Annotated in this window: 19 protein-coding genes; 9 read left to right on the top strand and 10 right to left on the bottom strand. The window is 62.1% G+C overall.

The genetic code is table 11. From position 1 onward, the window contains the following. Positions 1-3: 3 nt before the first annotated feature. The 5 genes from DYL59_RS12880 to DYL59_RS12860 all read right to left on the bottom strand — a co-directional run bounded on the left by DYL59_RS12880 (position 4) and on the right by DYL59_RS12860 (position 8,202). Positions 4-2,085: a hydantoinase/oxoprolinase family protein gene (locus tag DYL59_RS12880; protein WP_135289522.1), complete on the bottom strand. Its 2,082-nt coding sequence runs from the start codon at positions 2,083-2,085 to the stop codon at positions 4-6. Between the two features lie 161 nt (positions 2,086-2,246). Next, positions 2,247-4,874, bottom strand: a complete 2,628-nt coding sequence (locus tag DYL59_RS12875) for a winged helix-turn-helix domain-containing protein (protein WP_238340676.1) — start codon at positions 4,872-4,874, stop codon at positions 2,247-2,249. Between the two features lie 171 nt (positions 4,875-5,045). Beyond that, positions 5,046-6,287, bottom strand: coding sequence for an NAD(P)/FAD-dependent oxidoreductase (locus DYL59_RS12870; protein WP_135289521.1), 1,242 nt, complete (start codon positions 6,285-6,287; stop codon positions 5,046-5,048). 3 nt (positions 6,288-6,290) lie between these two features. Beyond that, positions 6,291-7,238, bottom strand: coding sequence for a dihydrodipicolinate synthase family protein (locus DYL59_RS12865; RefSeq protein WP_135289520.1), 948 nt, complete (start codon positions 7,236-7,238; stop codon positions 6,291-6,293). A 37-nt stretch (positions 7,239-7,275) separates the two neighbouring features. Beyond that, positions 7,276-8,202 carry a 4-hydroxyproline epimerase gene (locus DYL59_RS12860; RefSeq protein WP_135289519.1) on the bottom strand — a complete coding sequence of 309 codons (927 nt, stop codon included), beginning with the start codon at positions 8,200-8,202 and terminating at the stop codon, positions 7,276-7,278. 180 nt (positions 8,203-8,382) lie between these two features. Here DYL59_RS12860 and DYL59_RS12855 point away from each other — a divergent pair, with 180 nt between their 5' ends. From DYL59_RS12855 to DYL59_RS12840, 4 genes are all read left to right on the top strand, one after another. Beyond that, positions 8,383-9,147 carry an AraC family transcriptional regulator gene (locus tag DYL59_RS12855; protein ID WP_135289518.1) on the top strand — a complete coding sequence of 255 codons (765 nt, stop codon included), beginning with the start codon at positions 8,383-8,385 and terminating at the stop codon, positions 9,145-9,147. 139 nt (positions 9,148-9,286) lie between these two features. Next, positions 9,287-10,051 (top strand): SDR family NAD(P)-dependent oxidoreductase, encoded by a 765-nt coding sequence (locus DYL59_RS12850; protein WP_135289517.1) that lies wholly within the window; start codon positions 9,287-9,289, stop codon positions 10,049-10,051. 82 nt (positions 10,052-10,133) lie between these two features. Further along, the gene (eutH, locus tag DYL59_RS12845) at positions 10,134-11,366 is read left to right on the top strand and encodes an ethanolamine utilization protein EutH (protein WP_135289516.1); all 1,233 of its coding nucleotides are present in this window, start codon (positions 10,134-10,136) and stop codon (positions 11,364-11,366) included. 17 nt (positions 11,367-11,383) lie between these two features. Continuing rightward, on the top strand, positions 11,384-12,205 hold the full coding sequence (locus tag DYL59_RS12840; protein WP_135289515.1) for a helix-turn-helix transcriptional regulator: 822 nt from the start codon (positions 11,384-11,386) through the stop codon (positions 12,203-12,205). Here the strand turns inward: DYL59_RS12840 and DYL59_RS12835 are convergent. Beyond that, on the bottom strand, positions 12,171-13,091 hold the full coding sequence (locus DYL59_RS12835; protein ID WP_135289514.1) for a LysR family transcriptional regulator: 921 nt from the start codon (positions 13,089-13,091) through the stop codon (positions 12,171-12,173). The two genes, DYL59_RS12840 and DYL59_RS12835, sit on opposite strands and share 35 nt — an antisense overlap. Positions 13,092-13,205: 114 nt before the next feature. On the opposite strand from DYL59_RS12835, the gene DYL59_RS12830 reads away from it, so the two are divergent. Continuing rightward, entirely contained in the window at positions 13,206-13,958 is a 753-nt protein-coding gene (locus DYL59_RS12830) for an SDR family NAD(P)-dependent oxidoreductase (protein WP_135289513.1), read from the top strand. Between the two features lie 122 nt (positions 13,959-14,080). Beyond that, complete coding sequence (treS, locus tag DYL59_RS12825; RefSeq protein ID WP_135289512.1) at positions 14,081-16,147, top strand: maltose alpha-D-glucosyltransferase; 2,067 nt, start codon at positions 14,081-14,083, stop codon at positions 16,145-16,147. A 119-nt stretch (positions 16,148-16,266) separates the two neighbouring features. On the opposite strand, the gene DYL59_RS12820 is transcribed toward treS, so the two are convergent. From DYL59_RS12820 to baeS, 3 genes are all read right to left on the bottom strand, one after another. Further along, entirely contained in the window at positions 16,267-16,653 is a 387-nt protein-coding gene (locus tag DYL59_RS12820) for an outer membrane protein assembly factor BamE (RefSeq protein ID WP_167496680.1), read from the bottom strand. Positions 16,654-16,775: 122 nt separating this feature from the next. Continuing rightward, on the bottom strand, positions 16,776-17,450 hold the full coding sequence (locus DYL59_RS12815; protein WP_135289510.1) for a response regulator: 675 nt from the start codon (positions 17,448-17,450) through the stop codon (positions 16,776-16,778). 3 nt (positions 17,451-17,453) lie between these two features. Further along, on the bottom strand, positions 17,454-18,839 hold the full coding sequence (gene baeS / locus DYL59_RS12810) for a sensor histidine kinase efflux regulator BaeS (protein WP_135289509.1): 1,386 nt from the start codon (positions 18,837-18,839) through the stop codon (positions 17,454-17,456). Between the two features lie 148 nt (positions 18,840-18,987). On the opposite strand from baeS, the gene DYL59_RS12805 reads away from it, so the two are divergent. From DYL59_RS12805 to DYL59_RS12795, 3 genes are read left to right on the top strand one after another with little or no spacing between them, the layout of a single operon-like run. Further along, positions 18,988-20,157 carry an efflux RND transporter periplasmic adaptor subunit gene (locus tag DYL59_RS12805; protein ID WP_135289508.1) on the top strand — a complete coding sequence of 390 codons (1,170 nt, stop codon included), beginning with the start codon at positions 18,988-18,990 and terminating at the stop codon, positions 20,155-20,157. A 2-nt stretch (positions 20,158-20,159) separates the two neighbouring features. After that, positions 20,160-23,291, top strand: a complete 3,132-nt coding sequence (locus DYL59_RS12800) for an efflux RND transporter permease subunit (RefSeq protein ID WP_135289507.1) — start codon at positions 20,160-20,162, stop codon at positions 23,289-23,291. Then, positions 23,288-24,652 (top strand): efflux transporter outer membrane subunit, encoded by a 1,365-nt coding sequence (locus DYL59_RS12795; RefSeq protein WP_135289506.1) that lies wholly within the window; start codon positions 23,288-23,290, stop codon positions 24,650-24,652. Before DYL59_RS12800 ends, DYL59_RS12795 begins: the two co-directional genes overlap by 4 nt. Before the next feature lie 136 nt (positions 24,653-24,788). On the opposite strand, the gene DYL59_RS12790 is transcribed toward DYL59_RS12795, so the two are convergent. After that, positions 24,789-25,265 (bottom strand): response regulator, encoded by a 477-nt coding sequence (locus tag DYL59_RS12790; RefSeq protein WP_135289505.1) that lies wholly within the window; start codon positions 25,263-25,265, stop codon positions 24,789-24,791. Positions 25,266-25,427: the final 162 nt, after the last annotated feature.

Here is a 25,427-nt window from a genome sequence, read left to right as displayed (position 1 = left end):
CCTTCAGCCGTTGATCAAGATGTGCAGGTTGCCCAGGCGGTCCACATCCACGCGATTACCGGGGTGCACCACCACCGTGGTGCCTGCGTCCTCGACGATGGCTGGACCAAAGAATGTCATCAGCGGTTCGAGCAGGTCGTAGTCATACAGACTCGCTTGATGGATGCCGTCCTGGGCATAGTCAACGCGCCGGGTGCCCTTGCATGCCTCGCTGACCATGCGGCCACTGACCGGCAGTGCCTGGGGCGCCAACTTGCCGATCTGGGCCACGGCTACCAAGTGAAAACCGATGATTTCCACAGGTGCCTGCAGGCAGTAGGTGTAGTGCTGTTCGTAGAGGCTGTGGAAGCGTTGCTCTATCGCAGGCCAGTCCGCGTCCAGGCGCTCGTCAGGGTTGAGCGTCACCTCCACCGAATGCTCCTGGTTCTGGTAGCGCAACTTGCAGTGCACGAGAAGCTCGACTTGCGTTGGCGCCACGGCCTCGTCTACGAATTGCTCGCGGGCGGAGCACGTCAGTCCTGCCAGGAACAGTTGGGCCTGCTCCAGATTGTGCAATTGCGTTGTCTCGACGAAGCGGTTGATAAACAGGTCGCGGCGCAGGTCCGAGAGGGTCATGCCCCAGGCAGAAAACACCGAAGCGCTGCGGGGCACGATGACCTTTTTTACGCCCAACTCCTGGGCCAGGGCCACGGCATGCATCGCGCCGCCGCCGCCAAACGCCATCAAGGTCAGTTCCCGTGGGTCATGGCCACGACTCAATGACACCAATTTCAATGCATTGACCATATTGTCATTTGCCAGGCGCACGATGCCCCGCGCGATCTCATCCACGGGCAGTTGCAGGCGTTGGCCGAGGGCATCCAGGCCCCGTGAAACGGCAGGCAGATCGGCGACCACGTCACCGCCGCAAAAATAGTCCGGGTTGATACGCCCAAGTATCAAGTTGGCGTCGGTGGTGGTGATCTGCGTTCCGCCGTTGCCATAGGCAACGGGCCCCGGCACAGCGCCCGCCGATTGAGGGCCAACATGCAGTTTGTCGAAGTCATCGACCCAAGCGATGGAGCCACCCCCGTTGCCGATTTCTACCAGGTCAACCACCGGCACCATGATCGGGTAGCCCGCGTTGATCCGGTTACGCTCAATCCAGTAGTCGGTCTTGATCGACACCTGGCCATTGCGGATCAATGCGCACTTGGCAGTGGTGCCGCCTATGTCCAGGCCCAAGAGGTTTGGCTCATCAATCAGGCGGCCCAGTTCAGCCGCCGCCCAGAAACCACTGGCGGGCCCGGATTCGACCATGGTGATCGGGGTTTCCCGCGCATGCTCCACACTGTCCACACCACAGTTGGACTGCATGATGTACAACGGGGCTTTGTAACCATTGTCACGCAGGCCGCAGGCCAGGTCGTCGAGGTAGCGGGCGGCGATGGGTTGCACGTAGGCCGACAGCACGGTGGTGCTGGAACGTTCGTACTCACGCCATTCGCGGGTGATCTGGTGGGACGCCACCACCGACACCTGCGGCCAGAGCCGGTGTACTTCAGCCAGCACCGCTTGCTCATGGGCAGGGTTGGCGTAGGCATGCAACAGGCAGATAGCGATGGCTTGCACGTTGTCGGCACGGAAGGCCTCGATGATCTCGGCGATCTGCGCAAGCTCCAGCGGCTGGCGCTCCTGGCCATTGGTGTGCAGGCGGCCAGCCACTTCCCGGCGCAAGTAACGCGGTACGAATGGGGCGGGCTTTACCCATTTGAGGTTGAAGTAGTCGGGACGGTTGGCGCGGGCGATTTCCAGTACATCGCGAAAGCCTTGGGTGGTGATCAGCCCGGTTTTGACGCCTCGGCGTTCGGTCAGGGCATTGATCACCACCGTGGTGCCGTGAGCCAGGAAGTCCACGTTTTCCAGGCTCACGTCGGCCTTGCGGATGACGTTGAGCACACCCTGGGCAAAGTTGGGCGGGGTGGTGTCGACTTTGGCTGTGCGAATTGTTTGTTCGCCAGTGGCCGAATCGTTCTCGAAGTACACAAGGTCGGTGAAAGTGCCTCCGACGTCGGTGGCTACGCGTACTGTTTTCTTACCGTACATTCCCACAGGGCATCTCCTGTTTCAGGGTTGTCGACGCCGTCGCAGCGCCTCTTGCTGACGTGGGCAATGCTAGGGGGCGTTGTGCGGCAGCCGCCATCGACAGGGCGGGTAGGTGTGGCGGTTAGCGGGTGGTCGACTACCCATACGGGTGGGTTGGTGGGTCAGCGCATGGGGCTCACCAGGCCCAGGCGCACGGCGGCCGCCATGGCAGCGGTGCGGTTATCCACGCACAGCTTGGTGAAGATGTGTTTCAGATGAAATTTCACGGTGTTTTCCGAAATATCCATGCCTTGGGCAATGGCCTTGTTCGACTGACCTTCGGCCAACAGCGTAAGGATTTGCATCTCTTTGGGGCTGAAGGGCAGGCGCGGGCGAACGGGGTGAGCGCGCCAGCCGCGCAAGCGCGTGACAATCGAGTGCAAGGCGGTATGGGTGCTGGTGCATGCCTCCAGTGCCGGCAGTACACCGGGCCCGGCTTCCAGTAGCAAACCGGGCAGGGCCGGCGGTGGGATCGTTGCCAGCGTGTCGTTTGGCGTCATGGGAAAGCCTTTGCCGAAGGCCGTCAACGTGAGGACCTGCAGGCGCGCCGCAGGGAGATGCAAACCGCGTTGTTGCAATGATCGGATGCCCAGCAGCAAGCGGTTGAGCGCAGCACCCGAGGCGCCCGTGGCAAACTGCAACCTGGCCAGCGCCAACGTCGCGGCTTCCTGGTTGCGCCAGTCTTCAGGGTTGTCGGCGGCGCTCTCCAGGTTCGCGATGAGCGCAGATTGACGGGCTTGGTTCAACGAGCCGGCTTGTACCAGGAGGTCGACGCGCCAAGCGCTGGCCAAGCGTGCCAGGCGCTGCCAGTTGCGCGCATCGGCCAATTGCCTTACATGCTCAAGCTCAAGCAGCGCCGGTTGCAGGCCCAGGGTGCGCAGGGAGGTTCGCCACGCCACCTCGGCGGCGACGGCGGCGATATCCAGCCAGCCATCGGTGTGCTTGAGCGAGGCCCAGCCATCCCGGAACCAAGGGGTCGCCTCGGCCCAGTCGCCTTGCCAATACAGATGCTGTGCCTTGAGGCATCCCACCAGCGCCCTTACCGAGCTTTCACTGCCAAACTGGCGATCGGCAACGGCCAGCGCGTCCTCGACCAACTGCGAGGAGGCCGTAAGATCACCGGTCAATGCCAGGACTTGCGCTTCATGGACCCGGCAATAGGTTTCACCGCGTGGGCTGGCAACCAGGCGCATCTTGATGTGCGCCGAACGCACGGCTTGCAACGCCACCGGTAGTTCGCCCAGGGTCAATGCCTGGAGGGCGTGAACGCATTCGAGTGTGGCAGCGGCGAGCAGGTCGCAGTCTGTGGCAGCGACTGTGGGGGTGGTGTCGAAGCTATCCACATAAGCGCGGGCCAACGTCTGGATGACCTGGAAATCCCGTGTCAGGCGTGAATCAGCTTGAACCCGGCCCCAGGCCAGGTCGAGCAGTTGGCTGGCAAGGGCATGTTCGCCAAGCTTGGCGTGCAAATAGGCCTGGAGCAGCAGCAAGTCGGGTTCTGCACTGAGGGTCTTCTCGTCGAACTGTTGCAACAGGCTTTGCGCATAACGGATGCCGTTGTAGAGCACCACCTCCCAACTGCCGGCGCGCACTACCAACGTTACTGCCAGACGTGTGTCACGGGCGCGCAGTGCATAGGCAATGGCTTGTGCCCAGTCGTTCTGTTCGGCCAGCCACAGCGCTGCGGCGTAGTGGATATTCCGCGCTGCACTGGCATCGATACCCTGGTTGAGAAAGTCTTGCAGCAGCCGGTGATGGCGGAACCAATGGCGCCCGGCATCCAACGGCACCAGCAGGGCGTCCTGATGGGCCAATTGCACCAGTAATTGCGCACTGTCGTTGCGTCCGCGCACCGCATCGGCCAATTCGGCGTTGAAGCGCTCCAGCAGCGCCATATCACGCAGGAACGTCTGGCATTCAGCAGGCAAGCGCTGGACGACTTGCCCGGTCAGGTAATCGGCAATATCGGCGACCCGCCCAGAAAACGCGGTGAGCCCATACAACGAAGCGTCGCCGCTGGCCCGCCATAAACGTGCCAGCTGCACGGCTACTGCCCAGCCTTCTGTGGTTCGATACAGGTGTTCGAGTTCGCCAGGCAAAAGGTCAGGACCAAGGATGGCAGCGGTTTGCGCCGCTGTGAGTTTGAGCGCGTGTGCAGCCATTTCGTGCACCCACCCATTGGCTTTCCACTGCGCCAGCGGCCAACTCGGACGGATACGGGTCGACACCACCCATTCTAGCCAGGGCGCGGCCTGCTCCAGCAACGCCTGTACAAGCGTGTCCAGTTGCGGGTTGGCCGCACAGTGGTAGTCGTCAATAAACAACGTGACACGACGGTTCTCCCGGGCAAGTGCATGCAGCAACGCAGTGAGGGTGCGTTGCGGTTGGGCGTCCAGCGCCTGGGTTTGCGCCAGGCGCGGCAAATGCCCCAGATGCAGCCCCGCGTGGTCCAGGGTAAGGATCAAATAAGACAGGAAACGGTTGGGGTCGCTGTCGGCTCCATCCAGTGAAAGCCAGGCAGCAATGGTTGGGGTTGTCTGAGAGAGCAGGGTTTGCCGCCACTGCATCATCAGTGTGGTCTTCCCAAAACCGGCGGGCGCCACCATCAATACCAACGGACCTTTGAGCCGCTGTTGAAAGGACTCCAGCAGCGACGGTCGGGGCAGCGACGTCAGCAAGGTCAACGGCGGAGTCAGCTTGCCAACCCAGAACCAGGCGCCGGAGATGGGGGGAGAAGGCAGTTTATTCACGATAGCGGTCTCGTGCAGAAGTGGCCGCCTTGGGTTTTATCAGGTCGCTTTTCGTGGGCGTCGGGTGGAATCGTCACGCAATGTTTACTTGAGCTACCGCCGACAGCGTTAACCAGCATGCCAGTGGGCTCGCAGAGACCGTCCTACAGAAGGTGTAAGACGCTTCTGGTTTTATTTGAATCGGCTCAGGGAGTACTCGCCGGACGTACGCATGCTTACGGAGGATACCAGGCGCGCCACCATTTGCGCCGTCACCGCCGCCTGCGTCAACCCCAGGTGCTGATGCCCGAACGCAAGCAGCACCTTGCCATCGCACACCCGATCAATGATTGGCAGCGAGTCCGGCAACGAAGGCCTGAACCCCATCCACGGCATTGCACCCTCTGCCGTCAAATCCTCACGGAACAACCCCTGGCTCAACCGGTGCAGCTGCCAGGCGCGGGCCATGTTTGCGGGTTGTTCAAGGCCTGCAAATTCCACCGTGCCCGCCAGGCGCAGGCCGCAGGTCATGGGCGTCATGATGAATTTTCGCTCCAGCGAGGTGACGGCAAAGGGCAGGCGATTGTGTTCATTGGGTAGTGTCAGGTGGTAGCCGCGCTCGGTGTCCAGCGGCACTTTTTTACCGGTCAGAGCAGCCGTCAGCCTGGCCGAGTGGGCGCCACAGGCAATCAGCACCTGGCTCGCCTGGACGGGGCCTTGATCGGTGGTCAGCCACACGCGCTGCTCGCCGACACGCCCATCCAGCACCCGGTGCCGTAGAAATTGCACACCCATGGCCTTCGCCGCCTTGACCAGTTCGCACACCACCTGGTGGGGATCGAGAAAGTGTCCGGTAGCCGGAAAGAACAGCCCCCCTTGAATACCATTGCTCAGTTGCGGCGCGGCCTGGCGCACAGCGTCCCCCGACCAGAAGTCCACCGGCACCTGCTGTTGGCGCATACGGTGTTGCAAGGCGTCGAGGCCCGCGCGGGACTCGGTGCGCTCGAACACCAACAGTGAGCCGTCCTCACGCAGCAACTGCGGTTGCTCGATGCTGCGCAACAGCCGTTGCCACGCACCCAGGCTGTCTTCGTTGAGCGCGCGAATACCGCTCACCGTGCGCTGGTAATACGCCGGGCGCAGGTTCAACAGCAGGCGGATAAACCAGGGCAGGGCGCGGGGCAGGTATCGCCAGTCCAGGCGCAGGGGGCCCATGGGGTCCAGCAGCATGGCCGGCAGGCGCTTGAGGATCGACACGTCGGCAATGGGAAACACCTGCTCGGTGGCCAGGTGCCCGGCATTGCCATAGGACGCGCCCATGCCCGGCGCCTGTGGGTCCAGCACCACCACGCGCTTGCCTTGGCGGGCCAGTTGCAAGGCGCAGGCCACGCCGATAATACCGGCGCCGACCACAACGATATCGGGCTCGGACATGGGCTAAGCGCCGCGCTGTTCAGCCGACCAGTGGGTGTACCACTGGCGGAACAGCGCGTACTGGGCTTCGGCGTAACGACGTTGGGCATGGCTGAGCACGTCGGTTTCGTTGAAGTGCAGGCTGTATTGGGTCTCACCGTTGAGCACCATCAGGTGCTTGTAATACAGCACCAGGTCGCAGCCTTCATCGAACGACGACAGCACCGCCAGCGCCCCCTCCAGTTCAAGTGCAAGGCGACGGGCCCTGGCGTCACCCTTGGCCGCCTGCGTGCTCAGCGCCACCAGTTGCAGCACCTCATGGGGCAGGGCGTTGCCGATGCCGGTGATGGCGCCCGTGGCGTTGCAGTTGACGAAACCGTGCACCACCTGGGTGTCTACGCCCACCATCAGGCTCACGTTGTCGTCCTGGGAGGTGATGTGTTCGGCGGCGTAGCGCAAGTCGGCACCCCCGCCAAACTCTTTGAAACCGATCAGGTTCGGGTGCTCGCGACGCAGTTCGAAGAACAGTTCGGCACGGGTGGCGAAGCCGTAGTAGGGGCTGTTGTAGATCACCGCCGGCAGGTTTGGCGCGGCGTCGAGGATCGCCGAAAAGTGCGCCTTTTGCGCCGTGGCGCTGGTGCCACGGGAGAGTAAGCGCGGAATCACCATCAAGCCCTGGGCCCCGACCTTCGCCGCGTGGGCAGCATGGGCCACGGCTTCACGGCTGTTGACCGCACCGGTGCCAACGATAGTCGGCACGCCAGCGGCCACCAGGCGGGCCACGCCTTCCTGACGCTGGGCTTGGGTGAGCAACGGCCAGTCGCCCATGGAGCCGCAATACACCACCGCGCTCATGCCGGCCGCCATCAATTGGCGGGCCTTGGCCACCAGTGCGTCAAAGTCCGGCGTGCGCTGCGGGGTGCAGGGGGTCATCAGGGCGGGGATACAACCGGTAAAAATGGGGTTACTCATGGTGTTGGCTCCTAGGAAGGATCAGGTAACCAGAGGCTTAGATGCCCCAGGCAAAAGGGTCCTGCTCGTCGATCAGCAAGGTGCTCTCGGCTGTGATGTAGGCGCGGCCGGTGATGAACGGCCGAACGCGTTCGCCATCCCATTCATAGCGGCCTTCGAACTGGCTACCGGTAATGCTGGCTTGCACCCAGGTTTCACCGGGCTTGAGCTTGCCATCGGCAGCCAGGCAGGCCAGCTTGGCGCTGGTGCCGGTGCCGCAGGGGGAACGGTCGTAGGCCTTGCCAGGGCACATCACGAAATTGCGGCTGTCGGCATGGGCGTCGTCGGCGAACAGTTCGATGTGGTCGATCAGCGCGCCATCGGCGCCGTGGATGCCTTGCTCCTGCAGGGCCTGGAGCATGGCCCAGGTGTAATCGGTGAGGGCATGGACGTTGTCCATTTCCAGGCGTTTGCCGTGTTCCCACACCAGGAAGAACCAGTTGCCGCCCCAGGCGATATCGCCAACGGCCACGCCGTGCCCCGGCACTTGCACGGCGACCTGCTGCTGATAGCGGTAAGCGGGCACGTTGCCCAACGTGACGCAGCCGTCATCGTGCAAGGTGGCGGTGACAGCACCAACCGGCGTGTCGAGGGTATGGACGCCAGGCTCGATACGCCCCAAATGAAACAAGGACGCCACCAGCCCGATAGTGCCGTGGCCGCACATGCCCAGGTAACCGGCATTGTTGAAGAAGATCACACCGCAGGTGGCCCCCGGCGTAACCGGCGCGCAATACAGCGCGCCCACCAACACATCGTTGCCACGAGGCTCCAGCAGGCAGGCGCGGCGCCAGTGATCATGGTCGGTGCGCAGGCTGTGCAGTTGCTCGGCGAGGGTGATGCCGGCCAATTGCGGAAAGCCGGTCAGCACCAGGCGCGTGGGTTCGCCGCCAGTGTGGGAGTCGATCACATGTAGTCGCTTCATAAAACGCTCCATACGGGTGGGCAGGCATGTAGGGGCCTAGAGTGCGCTGCTGGAGGGCGCAGCGATTGAGGGTTTTTAAGGGCAGCAATGACGAAATCGGCACAGTTGTGGCTGCTCGACAGTGCACGGGGCATGGTGCAATCTGCTTGGCGTCCAGGGATCAGCACGGGAAACACAGCCATGATGTACAGCGCGTTTGCGACCCTCTGCGGTGGGAGCGAGGCGAATCGCCCGCAGCACATCGAGCAATTGGTGGCTGCAGTGCTGCAGTTATTGCCCATGCTGGACGTGATCCCCACGGCCACGATATTCATCAAGGACACCCAGGCACGCTACCTGCTCGCCAACCGCACCCTGGTGCAGCGCTGCGGCCTCAAAGCCTTGCAACCCTTGCTGGGCAAGACCAGCGCAGAAGTCTTCCCCGCGCAACTGGGCCCCGGCTACACCGAGCAGGACTGCCGTGTGCTGGAGCAGGGGCTGGTGCTTGAAGATCAACTGGAACTGCACCTCTACGGCACCCGTGAACCGGGTTGGTGCCTGACTCACAAGTGGCCGTTGTACAACGTCGCGGGCGCCATCATTGGCCTGGCGGGAATTTCAGTCGATCTGCAATCGGCCAGCGAAACCCATCCCGCGTACCAGCGCCTGGCCGCCGTGGACGCGCACATCCGCGCCCACTTCAACCGCCGCATCACGCTCAGTGAACTGACGCGCATCGCCGGGATTTCGGTGGCGCAACTGGAGCGCTACTGCAAGCGTGTCTTCCACCTCACGCCCCGACAGATGATCCAGAAAGTGCGCCTGGAACACGCTCGTCGGCTGCTGCACAACCACTTGCCGATTACCGAGGTGGCATTGCAGTGCGGGTATACCGACCACAGTGCCTTCAGTCGCCAGTTCAAGGCTTCCACCGGGTTTACCCCGAGGCAATATCGGGCCACGTGAGACCGATCCCTGTGTAAAGGTGCGAGGGGCAAGCGCCCCTCCAGCCCGCTCTATACCGCCTGGTATATGGACCATTGGCAACCCCCTCGTTTAGCTTTGCCCCTCAGGATTTACCAAGGTAATCAACGAGGAGCGACCCATGGGGCGACTACAGGGCAAAGTGGCATTGGTCAGTGGCGGGGCAGGCGGTTGCGGGTTGGCGGTGTCGCAATTATTTGCCAAGGAAGGGGCCAAGGTCGCGATTCTCGACCTGCCCAGCAGTGACGGTGAAGCCGTCGCCGCCAGCATCAACGCCGAGGGCGGCACTGCGTACTTCCTGCCCACCGATGTCTCCATCGCCGACCAGGTGCACCGCTCGGTCAGGCTCGCCGAACAGCGCTTAGGCGCGATCACCGTGTTGATGAACCACGCCGGCACCATCGCCGCCGGGCCGTTCCTGGAAACCGCCGAGTCGGACTGGGATCGCTTGATGAACATCAACGTCAAAAGCATGTTCCTGGTCACCCAAGCCGTGCTGCCCGGCATGATCGAGGCGGGCGGTGGCAGCATCATTTCCACCTCGTCCATCTCCGCCGTGGCAGGCACGCCGATGGAAGTGCTGTACTGCACCACCAAAGGCGCTTGCCATATGTTTGCGCGGGCCATCGCGGTGGAGTTCCGTGATCGCAATATCCGCAGCAATGCCCTGTGCCCAGGCTTTATCGCCACGGCCCATGGCAAGCGCGAACTGGATTTGCTGCGTGGCCTGGGCGTCGATGCCTCCGACGAGGCGATCAGCGCCATGCAAGGCCGCTTGTGCGAGCCGTCCGAGGTGGCCAAGGCCGCGCTGTTTCTGGCCAGTGACGATGCCAGTTTCGTCAATGGTACCCACCTGTTTGTCGACAACGGCTACACCGCACTCTGAGTCAGATAACTGACCATCACCAAGAACACCTTTTGCAACACCCATCTGCCCAACAATAACTTTCTAAAACGCAGAGGCTGCAATGGAACATATAGGCACGTATGTCATTTACGTCATCATGGTGTGCGCCGTCATTGGCGGGCTGGCATCGGTGTTCAGCGCCGAATCCGAGCTTGCCAAGGAGTTCAACGCCGGCATCCACAGCATCGGGCCGATCTTCCTGCCCGTTGCGGGCATCATGGCCGCCATCCCCTTCATCACCAGTTTCATCACCCAGCTACTGGCGCCGATCTTCCTGGCGATGGGCTCGGACGCGGGCATTGCCGGGCCGATCTTCATTGCGGCCGACCTGGGCGGCTACCAACTGGCCCATGCGCTGTCCCAAAGCCCCGAGGGCTGGATTCTCGGCTTGATCACCGGCTTCCAGTCCGGCTCCACGGTGATCTTCGTGATTCCGGTCGGTTTGGCGATGCTGGCCAAGGCCGATCACAAGTACATGGCCCTGGGCATCATGGCCGGGCTGCTGAGCATCCCCATCAGCATCATCATGATTGCCATGGGCATCGAGTTTCTCGGGCTGGGCGTACGCCCGGACATCGCCACCTTTGGTGCACCGACCCAGGCGTTGCATTTCGACCTGGCCATGCTGGTGCGCAACCTGATGCCGTTGATCCTGTTCTGTTTCGCCCTGGCCGCTGCGTTGCGTTACCTGCCCAACCTGATGGTGCAGATTTTCCTGCGTCTGGGCCAAGTGGTGTATGGCGCGGTGACCTTGGTCCTGGTGGCCTCCATCGTTGAATACTTCACCGGGTTCTTCAGCTCGGTGTTCGGGACGTGGGGCTTTGCGCCGATCATTGCCGACAAGGAGGACCAGTTCCGCGCGCTGGAGATCGCCGGTTACGTGGGCATCATGCTGTGCGGGGCCTTCCCCATGGTGTATCTGATCAAACGTTTCCTCTCGCGGCCCATCGAAAAGGCGGCTGCCTTGCTTGGGTTGTCTGCGGTGGGTGCAGCAGGCCTGCTGGCCGCGTCGGCCAACATCCTGGCGATGTTCCGATTGGTGCAGGACATGCCGCCCAAGGACAAGGTGCTGGTGATCGCGTTTTCGGTGTGCGCAGCGTTCACCTTCGGTGACCACCTGGCCTATTCCGCCAACTTCCAGCCCTCGCTGATTCTGCCGCTGATTATCGGTAAACTCGGCGGCGGTCTGCTCGGCATGGCGCTTGCTTACTGGTTGGCTGTGCCCAAGGCCCTCGAATTGGGCGAGCAAGACCGCCAGCAGCGGTTGCCCGAGGGCACGCCCGAACCAACCTGACAAGAAGTGTGGCAACCATGAGAGACGCAGACGCGAAGATGCTCTCGACCCTGATCGGTGCCGTCGGCACCGATCGCCTGGGTGCGTGCATCGATACAGCGCTTCGAAGCACCGTGGCTTTCGATATGAGTTGCGGCTACCTGTTTCGCTTCAACCAGTCGCCCTTGCTGATCCACAACGGCTACAACCGCTCGGTGCCGGAAAAGACCCTGTGTGCCTACCTGCGTGGCGGCTACCTGTTGGACCCGTTCTATGTGGCCTGTATCAACGATCACCCCGCCGGTGTGTGGCGCATGAGCGACCTGGCACCGGACTGTTTCTATTCTTCAGGCTTTGCCATTTCCCCGGACCTGCACCCCTGCGTGTCATCCGAACATGGCACGCAAATCGAGGAGATCGGCTTTATCGTGCCCCTGCACGCACGCGTGGCGGTGGTGTATTCGCTGATGCGCAACCTCAGCAATGGCGCGTTTCTGTCCAGCGAGATCAAGGCCCTGGAAACCCTGGTACCGGTGATCAGTGCATTGCTGGAGCTGCATTGCCGGCTCAAGCACAGCGACTTCTATGCCAGCGCGCCAAACTCCGATGCCCGCTCCGAGGATGCCTTCGTGCACATTCTCCAGGGGCAACTGACCGAAACCCAGCGCTACATCGCCAAGTTGATCCTGCAAGGCCATAGCAGCCACTCGATTGCGGCGGTGCTGCAGATCTCCGAGGGCACCGTGAAGGTGCATAAACACAACATCTACCAACGGCTCGACATCTCCACCAATGCCGAACTGTTCCGGCTGTTTATCGGCTACCTCACCGGGCCGGCCAGCGCCATGTTGGCTGGCTGAGGTGCTCGGCGAAGAAATCCGAGAGTGCCTTGATCTTCATCGGCCGGCTGCGGGCCGATGGCGTGACGAAATACAGGCCGCCCGTGGCCATGTTCCAACCCGGTAAAAGCACTTCCAGGCGACCATCGGCCAGGTATTCACTGGCGATGAATTCCGGCAGTTCAGCGATGGCCAGGCCTTCGAGCAGCACCGGCAGCAGGGCGTCGGAGTTGGTCACTCGCAGGGGGCCGTTGGGCGTTACATCTTGCGCGTCGCCGTTGTCATGGGTGAACCGCCACACCTGGCTACGTGCGCGGTAGGCATAGCTCAGGCATGGGTGCTCGCTCAACTCCTGTGGATGGGTGGGGCGACCCTTGGCATCGAGGTAGGCGGGTGCCGCCACCAGGTATTGGGTAACGCCACACAAGCGCCGCGCCACCAGGGACGAGTCGGGCAGGGTGGCGATCCGCAGCGCGGCGTCGAAGCCTTCGGCGATCAAATCCACCGAGGCGTCCGACAGGTGCAGGTCCACCGTCAGCTCCGGATACTGCTGGATCAGCTTGGGCAACAACGGCGCCACCCAACGCAAGCCAAACGCCATCGGCACCGCCAGCCGCACATGGCCGCGTGGCTGCACCGACAATTCGCGGGCCGCGCTTTCCACTTCTTCGGCCTGGCGATACACCTCCCCAGCCCTGGCCGCCATGCTGATGCCGAACTCGGTCAACGCCAGTTGCCGCGAAGTGCGGTTGAACAGGCGCCCACCCAGGCGTTCCTCTAAACGCGCCACCGCCCGTGACACGGTGGGCACCGACACGCCCATCAGCCGCGCCGCCGCGGCAAACGAACCTTCCTCTGCCACTTTGGCAAACATGGCCAAGCCTTCGAAATCCGGGAGTTTGCTCATTTCAAATCTGCAATGATGAGTTTCAGATGATTCTATTTTGTAAGTAGCGAGCCGTCGATATGCTTCTCCCACACCGCAACAACTTACTTACCTAACGAAACAGAGGACACCATCATGGCTCGCAAACTCGAAGGCAAAATCGCACTGGTTACCGGCGGCACCACTGGCATCGGCCTGGCCACCGCCCAACGCTTCGCCGCTGAAGGCGCCCACGTCTACATCACCGGCCGCCGCCGCGCCGAACTCGACGCCGCCGTCGCCCTGGTCGGCAACGCCACCGGCGTACAAGTGGACTCGACCCAACTGGATCAACTGGATGCCCTGTACGAACAGATCCAAGGCAGCCACGGCCACCTCGACGTATTGTTCGCCAACGCCGGTGGCGGTTCGATGCTGCCCCTGGGTGAGATCAGCGAAGAGCACTTCGACGCCACCTTCGACCGCAACGTCAAAAGCGTGCTGTTCACCGTCCAGAAAGCCCTGCCGCTGCTGGCCAAGAATGCTTCGGTGATCCTCACCGGCTCCACCGCCGCCAGTGCCGGCACCCCAGCGTTCAGCGTGTACGCCGCGTCCAAGGCCGCCGTGCGCTCCTTTGCGCGCAACTGGATCCTCGACCTCAAGGACCGCCACGTACGCATCAACACCATCAGCCCCGGCGCCACCCGCACCCCGGGCCTGGTGGACTTGGCCGGCCCCGACGCCGCCCAGCAGCAAGGCTTGCTCGACTACCTGGCGTCGCAAATCCCGATGGGCCGCGTGGGTGAACCCGAAGAAATCGCCGCCGCCGCGCTGTTCTTGGCGTCGGATGATGCAAGTTTCGTCAACGGCATCGAGTTGTTCGTTGACGGTGGTCAACAGCAAGTCTGACCTGCCTCACCTGGGATGAGAGGGCAGGCTCTCTCACCCCAGATGCAGTGCGATGCAACGATTAGCCCCCGCGCCCCTCATATGTCTACAAGCAACTTTTTCACGACCAGGGGACAGGGCTTATGACGGCGGCTGAAAACAACCATGTGAACTGGCTGGTGGAGCAATCGATGCTCCACGCGGCACGCCAGCGCGCCAAGCTGTATTCGGGCCAGGGCCGGTTGTGGCAGCAGCCTTACGCACAGACCCGGCCTCGGGATGCCACGGCGTTATCGTCGGTGTGGTTCACCGCGTACCCGGCGTCGATCGTGACCCGCGACGGCGGTACGGTGCTGGAGGCCCTGGGGGATGAAAGCCTGTGGCATGCGCTGTCGAAGATCGGCATCCAGGGCATTCACAATGGCCCACTGAAAAAATCCGGAGGCCTGAGCGGTACGCGGCACACGCCGACCATCGACGGCAATTTCGACCGTATCAGCTTCGAGATCGACCCCGCACTTGGCACCGAAGCCCAGTTGCAGGCCATGACCCGCATGGCGGCGGCCCACAATGCGGTGATCATCGACGATGTGATCCCGTCCCACACCGGCAAGGGCGCAGATTTTCGCCTGGCCGAGATGGCCTACGAGGATTACCCCGGCCTGTACCACATGGTGGAGATCCGTGAAGAAGACTGGCCATTGTTGCCGGACGTTGTCGAAGGTCGTGACGCGCAGAACCTCACCCCGTTGCAGGTGGATGCGTTGCGGGACAAGCACTACATCGTCGGCCAACTGCAGCGGGTGATTTTCTTCGAACCGGGGGTCAAGGAAACCGACTGGAGCACCACCCCCATCGTGATCGGCGTAGACGGCAAGCCCCGGCGCTGGGTGTACCTGCATTACTTCAAGGAAGGCCAGCCCTCCTTGAACTGGTTGGACCCCACCTTCGCTGCGCAGCAGATGATCATCGGCGACGCGTTGCACGCCATTGACGTGATGGGCGCGAAGATCCTGCGCCTGGACGCCAACGGCTTTCTGGGTGTGGAGCGCAAGCTCGATGGCACGGCCTGGTCGGAGAGCCATCCGCTGTCGATCACCGGCAACCAGCTGATTGGCGGGGCGATCCGCAAAGCGGGTGGTTTCAGTTTCCAGGAGTTGAACCTCACGGTGGACGACATCGCCGCCATGTCCCACGGCGGTGCCGACCTGTCCTATGACTTCATCACTCGGCCGGCCTATCAGCACGCGTTGCTGATGGGCGATACCGAGTTCCTGCGGCTGATGCTGCGCCAGATGCACAGCCTGGGTATCGACCCTGGGTCGTTGATCCACGCGTTGCAGAACCACGATGAACTGACCCTGGAACTGGTGCACTTCTGGACCCTGCACGCCCATGACACGTTCCTGTACCAGGGCCAAACCTTCCCCGGCAATATCCTGCGCGAGCACATTCGCGAGCAGATGTACGAGCGCCTGGCCGGTGAGCATGCCCCGTACAACCTCAAGTTCGTGACCAATGGGGTGTCATGCACCACCGCCAGTATCATCACGGCAGCGTTGGGGATTCGTGACCTGGAGGCGATTACCTCAGCGGATATCCAGCAGATCCGCCAGATCCACCTGCTGCTGGTGATGTACAACGCCATGCAGCCGGGGGTGTTTGCCTTGTCCGGTTGGGACTTGGTAGGTGCGCTGCCGTTGGCGGCCGACGAGGTGGAGCATTTGATGCAGGACGGCGATACCCGCTGGGTTCATCGCGGTGCCTACGACCTGGTGGATTTAAACCCCGACGCCCAATTGTCTGCCGGGCAGATGCCCCGCGCGCGAACCCTGTATGGCAGCCTGAACAGCCAGCTTCAGGACCCGGATTCTTTTGCCTCGCAACTGCAGAAAATCCTTGCCGTGCGCCGCGCCTATGACATCGCTGCCAGTCGCCAGATTTTAGTGCCGGACGTTGAGCATCCAGGGCTGTTGGTGATGGTGCATGAATTGCCTGCGGGCAAGGGCACGCAGATCACGGCACTGAATTTCGGTGCCACGCCGATCACCGAAACCTTGCAGCTGCCCGACATTGCCGCTGGGTTGGTGGTGGACATCATCAATGAACGGGTGGAGGGGGATTTAACCGCTGAGGGCGAGTTCACGATTACGCTGGATGCGTATGAGGGGCTGGCTTTACGCGTCGTTAGCAGCACCCCAATGGTGTGACCGAGCGCGGTCAAAATGTGCGGGCTTGCTCGCGAATACGGTGGGTCAGTCGACTCATTAAGTGACTGATGCACCGCATTCGCGAGCAAGCCCGCTCCCACAGGGGGACAGCGCTGGTCTTACAGGCCGGCGGCGTTGATCAGCGGGTTGCCGCTCTGCCCAGGCGTACCACCGGACTTGTAGGCATTGACCACCACGCCTTTCTTGTCGAATTCCACTACGGTGTTTTCAAACTTGTTCGGCTGGAACGGCATTGCCGGAATCAGGGTGTAGGTGTAGGTCCACACTTCCTTACCCATGATCTCGGCTTTCTGCGGCGGGTTGCCGATGGCGGCAATTACGTCGGCCTGGCGGGTCTTGCCTTTCTGGAAGGCATCGACTTGCTGCTGGCTCACATAGGTGCCGGTGCTGTAGTCGAGTTTGGAGGTGACTTTCTTGGCTGCGGCGCAACCACTGAGCAGGGCCACGCTGAGGGCGACGGCTGCAAAAACGCTGACTTTATTCAAGCAATTAATTCCCTTTGACGATCTGATACGCGTGATAGCGAAGTGATGCTATGCGCCGCGAATCCTAAAGGCTTTCATCTGTAAAGTCATCTGTAATGCTTGGGCTAGAGCGGTTCTTGTATTTACAGCTGGAACCGGTACCCCACCCCATACAACGACTCGATCGGTGTTTCCCCAGGGCATGCCTGCTCCAGCTTGCGCCGCAGGTTGCGGATATGGCTGTCCACCGTGCGGTCGGTAACCACGCGGTGGTCGGAGTAGATTTGGTTGAGCAATTGATCACGGGAAAACACCCGGCCAGGGCTGCGAGCGAAGGTGTTGAGCAGGCGCAGTTCCAAGGGCGTCAGGTCCAGGGCGATGCCGTCGAGGGTGGCCAGGTATTGCGCCTCGTCGATGACCAGGCGCGGCGCTGTCGCACTCAGCAGTTGCGGGCTGCGACGCAGGATCGCCTTGACCCTGGCCACCACTTCACGGGGGCTGAAGGGTTTGCAGATGTAGTCGTCCGCGCCCAGTTCCAGGCCCAGCAGGCGGTCCACCTCTTCAACGCGGGCGGTGATCATGATGATCGGCACCGCGCTGAACCCCCGCAGGTCCTGGCACAGTTGCATGCCATCGCGGCCGGGCAGCATCAGGTCCAGCAGGATCAGCCTGGGGTCGTGGGCGCGTACCGCCGGCACCACTTGCAGGCCGTTGTCCAGGCACAGGGTGGTGTAACCGGCGGCGACCAGGTAGTCCTGCATCAGCGCGGCCAGCTTGGGTTCGTCTTCGACGATCAGGATCGGACGTTCGTCGTGCATGGCTTACAGGCTCCGGGGCAGGCGCAGGGACAGCCACAGGCCACCCAGGGGTGAGTGGTCGGCTTGCAGGCTGCCGTCGTGGGCGAGGGCGATGCTGCGACAGATCGCCAGGCCCAGGCCCGCGCCGCCGCTCTCGCGATTGCGAGAGGACTCGCCACGGTAGAAACGTTCGAACAGTTTCGGTAACTGACTGGCCGAGACACCGGGGCCGGAATCGAGAAAGTCGATACGCACCGCGTCCCGCTCCAGCCCAACGTTAATGCGCAAGGTGCCGCCCACATCGGTGTAACGCACGGCATTTTCCAGCAGGTTGGAGAACAGTTGTTGCAGGCGGTTGGCATCTGCCAGCACTGCCACGGGCTGAGGGGGCAGATCCAGATGCACCTGCAATTGCCGTGCGCTGAAGCGTTCCTGGTACATCGCCACGCTGTTTTCCAGCAAGTCAGTCAGCTCGCATGGGGTTTTGCGGTAGGTGAGGGCGCCGATGTCGGCCAGGCTCAATTCATACAAATCATCCACCAACTGGCTGAGCATGCTGACTTCGCCTTGCAGCGACTTCATGGCGTTCTGGTCGAGGGTACGCACGCCATCCTCGATTGCCTCCAATTCACCGCGCAGCACCGACAGCGGTGTACGCAGTTCATGGGACACGTCGGCCATGAATTCGCGGCGCATTTTCTCGTTGCGTTCCAGCGTGTAGGCCAACTGGTTGAAGTCGCGGGCCAATTGGCCCACTTCGTCGTTGGACGCCACCGCCACCCGGCTGCTGTAGTCGCCACTGGCCAACCGGTGAGTGGCTGCGGCCACGCGCTTGACCGGTCCGAGCAAGGTGCGGGCGACCCACCACGCAATCAGCATCGCCAGCAGCAGGGAGAACACGCCCATCACCAGGCTGGTGCGCAACTGGTACTGCTGGAAACGCTCGCCACCGGCCTCGGTCACGCTTTGGAACGGCGTCACAGCCAACCAGCCGACAGTTTCACCTGCGACCTCAATCGGCAGGGCCAAGGCGTCGTCGCTGATGGCGGGGTAGCCGGTGACACGTTGCTTGTCCTTATCGAGCAGGGCGATACGGAACAGTGCCCCGGTCAGGTCGGAAATCTGTGGCGTGCGCAAGTCGCGCACCGCCTGTTGCTCGCCAGGCTCCGGGCGCATCACTTCAAACCAGCGGTCGGGCTGGTTGCGAAAATACTCCCAACTGCCTTCACGCTCGTAAACGCTGGCCAGCCGCGGCAATACCGGCGCCATGCGCTCCAGCGCCTGCTCGTTGATATAGCCCAGGAACCCCCGGCCAAAACTCCAACTGGTAGCCAGCCCCATGCTGAGGATGACCAGCAACACACCGGCCAGCACGGCAACAAACAACTTGGTGGAAATACTCAGCTTCATGAACACACAGGCCGTAATAAGTGGACCCGCCCATTTAGGCCCCCAGGCGCGAAAGATTCAACCCAGCCGGGCAATCTTCAATTTTCCTGCACATTTGCCTCGCAGCATAAGGGTAAGGCTTGCGCCACCCCGTCTTGCAGAGGCAGATATGTCGACCAAATTCTTCGCCAAATACCTGGTAACCGCCGCGGTTTTGCTTTCCGTGATCATCCTGGCCGTGCTCGGCGGCTGTTCGGCCGGCGATCCGGCCCCCGAGGTCGCCACACCCAAGGTGACGGTATTGACCGTGCAACCGAAAAGCCAGGTGCTCACCACCGAACTGGCGGGGCGCACCCAGGCCTTTATGGTCGCCGAGATCCGCCCCCAGGTCGGCGGCATTGTGCAGCAGCGCCTGTTTGAAGAAGGTGCCGAGGTCAAGGTCGGCCAGGCCCTCTACCAACTGGACGCTGCCCCTTATAAAGCGGCACTGGCCCAGGCCGAGGCGACGTTGAGTAAATCCCGCGCCACGCTGAAATCGGCGCAGACCACCGCCACGCGTAACGCGCAACTGGTAAAGATCGACGCCATCAGCCAGCAGACCTTCGAAGATTCCCAGGCCACCTTGCTGACGGCCACCGCCGACGTGCAAGTGGCCCAGGCCGATGTGGAGACCGCTCGCATCAACCTGGCCTACACCCGCATCAGCTCGCCAGTGGCCGGGCGCATCGAAATCTCCACCGTCACCCCCGGCGCCCTGGTGGTGGCCGACCAGGACACCGCGCTGACCACCGTGCAGCAGCTCGACCCGATCTACGTTGACGTGACCCAATCCACCAGCGAATTGCTCGGCCTCAAACGCGACCTGGCCAGCGGCGTGTTGCAGGCCAACAGCGACGGCGAAGCGCGCATCAGCCTCAAGCTGGATGACGGCAGCACCTACAACCAGGAAGGTCGCCTCAAATTCAGCGGCGTCAGCGTCAACCAAAGCACCGGCACCGTGACCCTGCGTGCGGTATTTGCCAACCCTGATCACCTGTTGCTGCCGGGCATGTACGTGCGTGGCGAGCTGGAACAGGCCCGCGACGACCAGGCCATCCTGGTCCCGCAAAAAGCCGTGACCCGCAGCGCCAGCGGCGTGACCTCGGTATTGCTGGTGGTCGATGGCAAGGTTGAACAACGCGTGATTACCGTCAACCGCACCATCGGCAACCAATGGTGGGTCACCGCCGGTTTGCAGGCCGGTGAACAAGTGATCGTCGAAGGCGGGCAGAAAGTTAGGGTGGGCGCCGTGGTGCAAACCCAGGCGGTGGATGCCGGTGCATTGGCGAAGGAGGGTTGAACATGGCGCGTTTCTTTATTGATCGACCGATTTTTGCCTGGGTGATCGCCATCGTGATCATGCTCGGCGGCGCGTTGTCCATCAGCCAATTGCCGCTTGAGCAGTACCCGGATATCGCACCGCCTACCGTGCGCATCTCGGCCACCTACACCGGTGCGTCGGCCAAGACCGTGGAAGACTCGGTAACCCAGGTCATCGAGCAGGCGCTCACCGGCCTGGACAACCTCACCTACATGTCGTCCTCCAGCAGCTCGGCGGGCAGCGCCAGTATCAACCTGACCTTTGGCGCCGGCACCGACCCGGACGTGGCGCAGATGCAGGTGCAAAACAAACTGCAACAGGCCGAATCACGCCTGCCCCAATCGGTGCAGAGCGAAGGCCTGACGGTGACCAAGGGCGGTTCGGATTTTTTGATGATCGCCGCGTTGGCCTCGGACAATCCCAGCGTTACCGGCACCCAGATCGGTGACTACATCTCCAGTACCTTGCTCGACTCCATCAGCCGTATTGACGGCGTAGGCGAAGTCAAAACCCTGGGCTCCGGCTATGCCATGCGCATCTGGCTCGACCCAGGGTTGCTGGAAAAGTACGCGCTGATGCCCTCGGACGTGAGTACCGCCCTGGAAGCGCAAAACACCGAAGTCTCCGCCGGCCAGCTTGGCGCGTTACCGGCCGCCAAGGGCCAGCAACTCAACGCCACCATCACCGCTCGCAGCAAACTGCAAACCGCCGAGGAATTTCGCCAAGTGGTGGTCAAGTCCACCAGCGACGGCGCGGTGGTGCTGTTGGGGGATGTGGCGACCGTAGAGCTGGGCAGCGAGAGCTACGACGTCAACTCAGCCCTCAACGGCAAACCGGCCGCTGCCATGGGCGTGCAACTGGCGGCGGGCGCCAACGCGCTGGACGTGGGCGAGGCAGTCAAGGCCAAGCTCAAGGAAATGCAACCGTACTACCCCACTGAAATGCAGCTCAAAAACGTAATCGCCTACGACACCACGCCGTTCGTAAGCCTGTCCATCGAGGAAGTGGTCAAGTCCTTGGGCGAGGCCATCGTGCTGGTAGTGCTGATCATGTTCCTGTTCCTGCAAAACCTGCGGGCTACGCTGATTCCGGCGATTACCGTGCCGGTGGTATTGCTGGGCACCTTCGGGGTGCTGGCGCTGTTTGGGTATTCGATCAACACCCTGACCATGTTCGCCATGGTGCTTGCCATTGGCTTGCTGGTGGACGATGCCATCGTGGTGGTGGAAAACGTCGAACGGGTGATGAGCGAGGAGGGCCTGCCAGCCCTTGAGGCCACGCGTAAATCCATGGCGGAAATCACCAGCGCGCTGATCGGCATCGCCTTGGTGCTCAGCGCAGTGTTTATCCCCATGGCGTTTTTCGGCGGCTCCACTGGGATCATCTACCGGCAGTTTTCCGTGACTATCGTTTCGGCCATGGTGCTCTCGGTGCTGGTGGCCATGACCCTGACACCGGCGTTGTGCGCCACGCTGCTCAAACCTTCGGACGCCCACGGCACCCAACGCGGCTTCTTTGGCTGGTTCAACCGCAGTTTTGAACGGTGCTCGGCGCGCTACGAAGGTCTGGTCGGCGCGGTATTGCAACGCGGTCGCCGCAGCCTGTTGGTGTACGCGTTGGTGGCCTTGGCCATGGCGGCCGGTTACGCCAGCCTGCCCACCTCGTTTTTGCCGGATGAAGACCAGGGCATCCTCATGGCCCAAATCCAACTGCCAGTGGGTACCACCGACAGCCGCACCCAGGCGGTGATGGCGCAGTTCGAGGACTACATGCTCAAGCAGCCCGAAGTCGAGGCGATGATCAGCATCACCGGCTTGGGCATGGGCGGTAACAGCCAGAACACCGCACGGGCGTTTATCCGTCTCAAGGACTGGAGCGAGCGTTCCGCCAGCGGCCAGGACGCGGCGTCGATTGCCCAGCGTGCCACCCTGGCGCTGAAAAGCGTTGGCGATGCCGATGTGTTCGTCATGCAGCCACCGGCAGTGCGTGGCCTGGGGCAAAGCTCCGGCTTCGACTTGCAACTCAAGGACCTCGGCGGCCTGGGCCATGACGCCTTGGTGGCGGCCCGCGAGCAATTTATCGAACTGGCCAAACAAGACCCGCGCCTGCTGGGCGTGCGCAGCAATGGCCTGGACGATACGCCGCAACTGAAGGTAACTATCGACGACCGCAAGGCCGGTGCCCTGAGCCTCACCACCAGCGACATCAACACCACCTTGTCCACGGCCTTGGGCGGCAGTTATGTGAATGACTTCCTCAACCAGGGCCGGGTGAAGAAGGTGTACGTGCAGGGCGCCGCCGATTCGCGCATGCAGGCGGCCGACCTGGACCATTGGTTTGTGCGCAACAGCAATGACGAGATGGTGCCGTTTTCGTCCTTCGCCAGCAGTTCGTGGAGCTATGGCTCGCCGTTGCTGGAACGCTACAACGGCAGCGCCTCCCTGGAAGTGGTGGGCGACCCGGCCCCCGGCGTGAGTTCCGGCGATGCCATGGATGCGGTAGAAGCCATCGCCAAGCAACTGCCCCAGGGCATTGGTTATGAGTGGACCGGGCAGTCCTACCAACTGCGTTTGTCCGGCTCCCAAGCACCGTTGTTGTACGGGGTGTCGGTGCTGTTCGTGTTCCTGTGCCTGGCGGCGTTGTACGAGAGTTGGTCGGTGCCGTTCTCGGTGATCCTGGTGGTGCCGCTGGGGGTTGTTGGTGCGGTCTTGGCCACGCGCTTCACCGGCCTGAGCAATGATGTGTACTTCCAGGTCGGGCTGTTGACCACCGTGGGGCTGGCGGCGAAAAACGCGATCCTGATCGTGGAGTTCGCCAAGCACCTGCAAGAGCAGGGCGCCAGCCTACGGGACGCCACACTCACCGCTGTGCGCCAACGCCTGCGGCCGATCCTGATGACCTCCCTGGCGTTCATGTTTGGTGTACTGCCCCTGGCCATCAGCAGCGGCGCAGGTTCCGCTGGCCGGCGTGCCATTGGAACCGGCGTACTGGGCGGCATGTTCAGCGCAACGGTGTTGGGGATCTTCTTTGTTCCGCTGTTCTTTGTGCTGATCCGCCGCCGTTTTGGCCGCGTAAGCACCGCCACCCCAACCGTCCAGAAAGGTGACGCATGATGAGGTTTACCTGGCCGATCCTGGCCGCATTGGCCCTGAGTGGCTGTATCAACCTGGCACCGGACTACCAGCAGCCCGAAGCCCCGGTGCCGACTGAATGGCAAGCCACAGCAAGCGGCGACGTGGCGGCCGATATCCAGTGGAAGCAGTTCTTCACCGACAGCCGCCTTGCGCAGCTGCAAACCCTGGCCCTGGCTAACAACCGCGACCTGCGCCTGGCCAGCCTGAATATCGAGAAGGCCCAGGCCCAATACCGCATCCAGCGTGCGGCGGCGTTTCCGACAATTGATGCAGGCGTCAGCGGTACCCACACACGCACCGCCAGCACCGGCACCACCCACGACTACAGCGCCCAGTTGGGGCTTAGCAGCTATGAAGTGGACGTGTTCGGTCGGGTGCAAAACCTGCAAGACGAAGCCCTGGAAGCCTACCTGGCCCTCACCGAAACCAAGCGCAGCACCCAGATCAGCCTGGTGGCCGAAGTGGGCACTGCGTGGTTGACCCTGGCCGCCGACAACGAGCACCTGCAATTGGCCGAAGACACCCTGGCCAGCCAGCAAGCCACCTATGAGCTGACCCAGCGCAGCCATGCCCTGGGCGGTTCGGCGGCCCTGGCCGTGGCCCAGGCGAAAACCACCGTGGAGTCGGCGCGGGTTGATGTGGCGGAGTATCAAAGCCAGATCCTGCAAGACCGCAACGCCTTGCGCCTGTTGGTGGGCAGTGACATTCCCGATGCCTTGCTGCCGGGCACGCGCCTGCAATCGGCCGCCGCACTGGTGCAGGTGCCGGCCGAATTGCCCTCGAGTTTGTTGCAGCGGCGTCCGGATGTATTGGCAGCAGAACACAGCCTCAAATCGGCCAATATCGACATCGGCGCGGCCCGTGCGGCGTTCTTTCCCAGCATCAGTTTGACGGCGAATGCAGGCTCGGCCAGTTCGGCGCTCTCCAGTTTGTTCAAGGCCGGCAGTGGGGCGTGGACGTTTGCGCCGAGCATCAGCCTGCCGATCTTCGACGCCGGCAGTAACCGCGCCACGTTGGATGCGGCGAAGGTGGAGAAGGAGATTCAGGTGCAGACCTATCAGCAGACCCTGCAAACCGCATTCAAGGAAGTGGCGGACGCGTTGGCAGTGCGTAGCACGTTGGACCAGCGGTTGGCGGCGCAGCAGGCGTTGACCGATGCCAGCCAAAAGAGCTTTGAACTGTCGGATGCGCTTTACCGTGGGGGCTACCAAAGCTATCTCGAAGCCCTGGATTCACAACGTTCGCTGTACAGCGCCCAGCAGGACTTGATTACCTTGCGCCTGGCCGAACAAAGCAACCGCGTGACCTTGTACAAAGTCATGGGCGGTGGCTGGCAATAACCGTTGTGCCACCTTCCACTGCGGGAGCGGGCTTGCTCGCGAAGACGGCCTATCAAACGACTGAGCTTTATCGGATGAACACCGCTCAAAATGTGGGAGGGGGCTTGCTCCCGATGGCAGTGTGTCAGTCACTAAATTAATTAACGGACGCGCCGCTATCGGGGGCTAGCCCCCTGCCACAGTGATCGACCGGTAAAGCAAAGTAGCAAGGCGCCGCCGGGCCACCTGTAAATGCCTCGGGCACCCTGCGCTTTGAACGGGCCATAAACCATTCCAGCATCAGGTATTCCGGTAAGCCATAGCGCCAGTAATGCTCGCCGTGGCGTACAAAGTGCACGTCCTGGCTGTCCGCCGGGCGGCTGTAGATAAACGCGTTTTCGATGCCGTAGACCTCAAACCAGGAACCCCCCGTTTCAGGCCGTCGCACCAGATGATCAGCCGCCAGCAACACATCAAACGGTGCCCTCCCGGCACGGCTCAGCTTAGCCGCTTCGGTGGCACTGCCGGCGGTGGCGATCGCGAAATAACCCATGCGGTTGAGCATCTTTTCAATCTGCAGGACGTGGGCATGCAACGCGTCCACGATAAGAATGCGCAGCTGTTTGTCGATCATGGGCACTACCTGTCAGCGTACGGATGGGGAAGGCCAGCGTAGCGATGACAAGCCGGGATTGGATTAAGACGGTTCTTAAAATGCGGGAACGGGCTTGCCCGCGATATCCATAGGCTGGCTCTGACTCTGACTCTGGCTCTGGCTTTTGATTTGGCTCTTGAG

The organism is Pseudomonas kairouanensis (assembly GCF_004682055.1).
Lineage (GTDB): Bacteria > Pseudomonadota > Gammaproteobacteria > Pseudomonadales > Pseudomonadaceae > Aquipseudomonas > Aquipseudomonas kairouanensis.
Note: the sequence above shows the minus strand (reverse complement) of the source record. Positions and strands in the feature narration are given on the sequence as shown.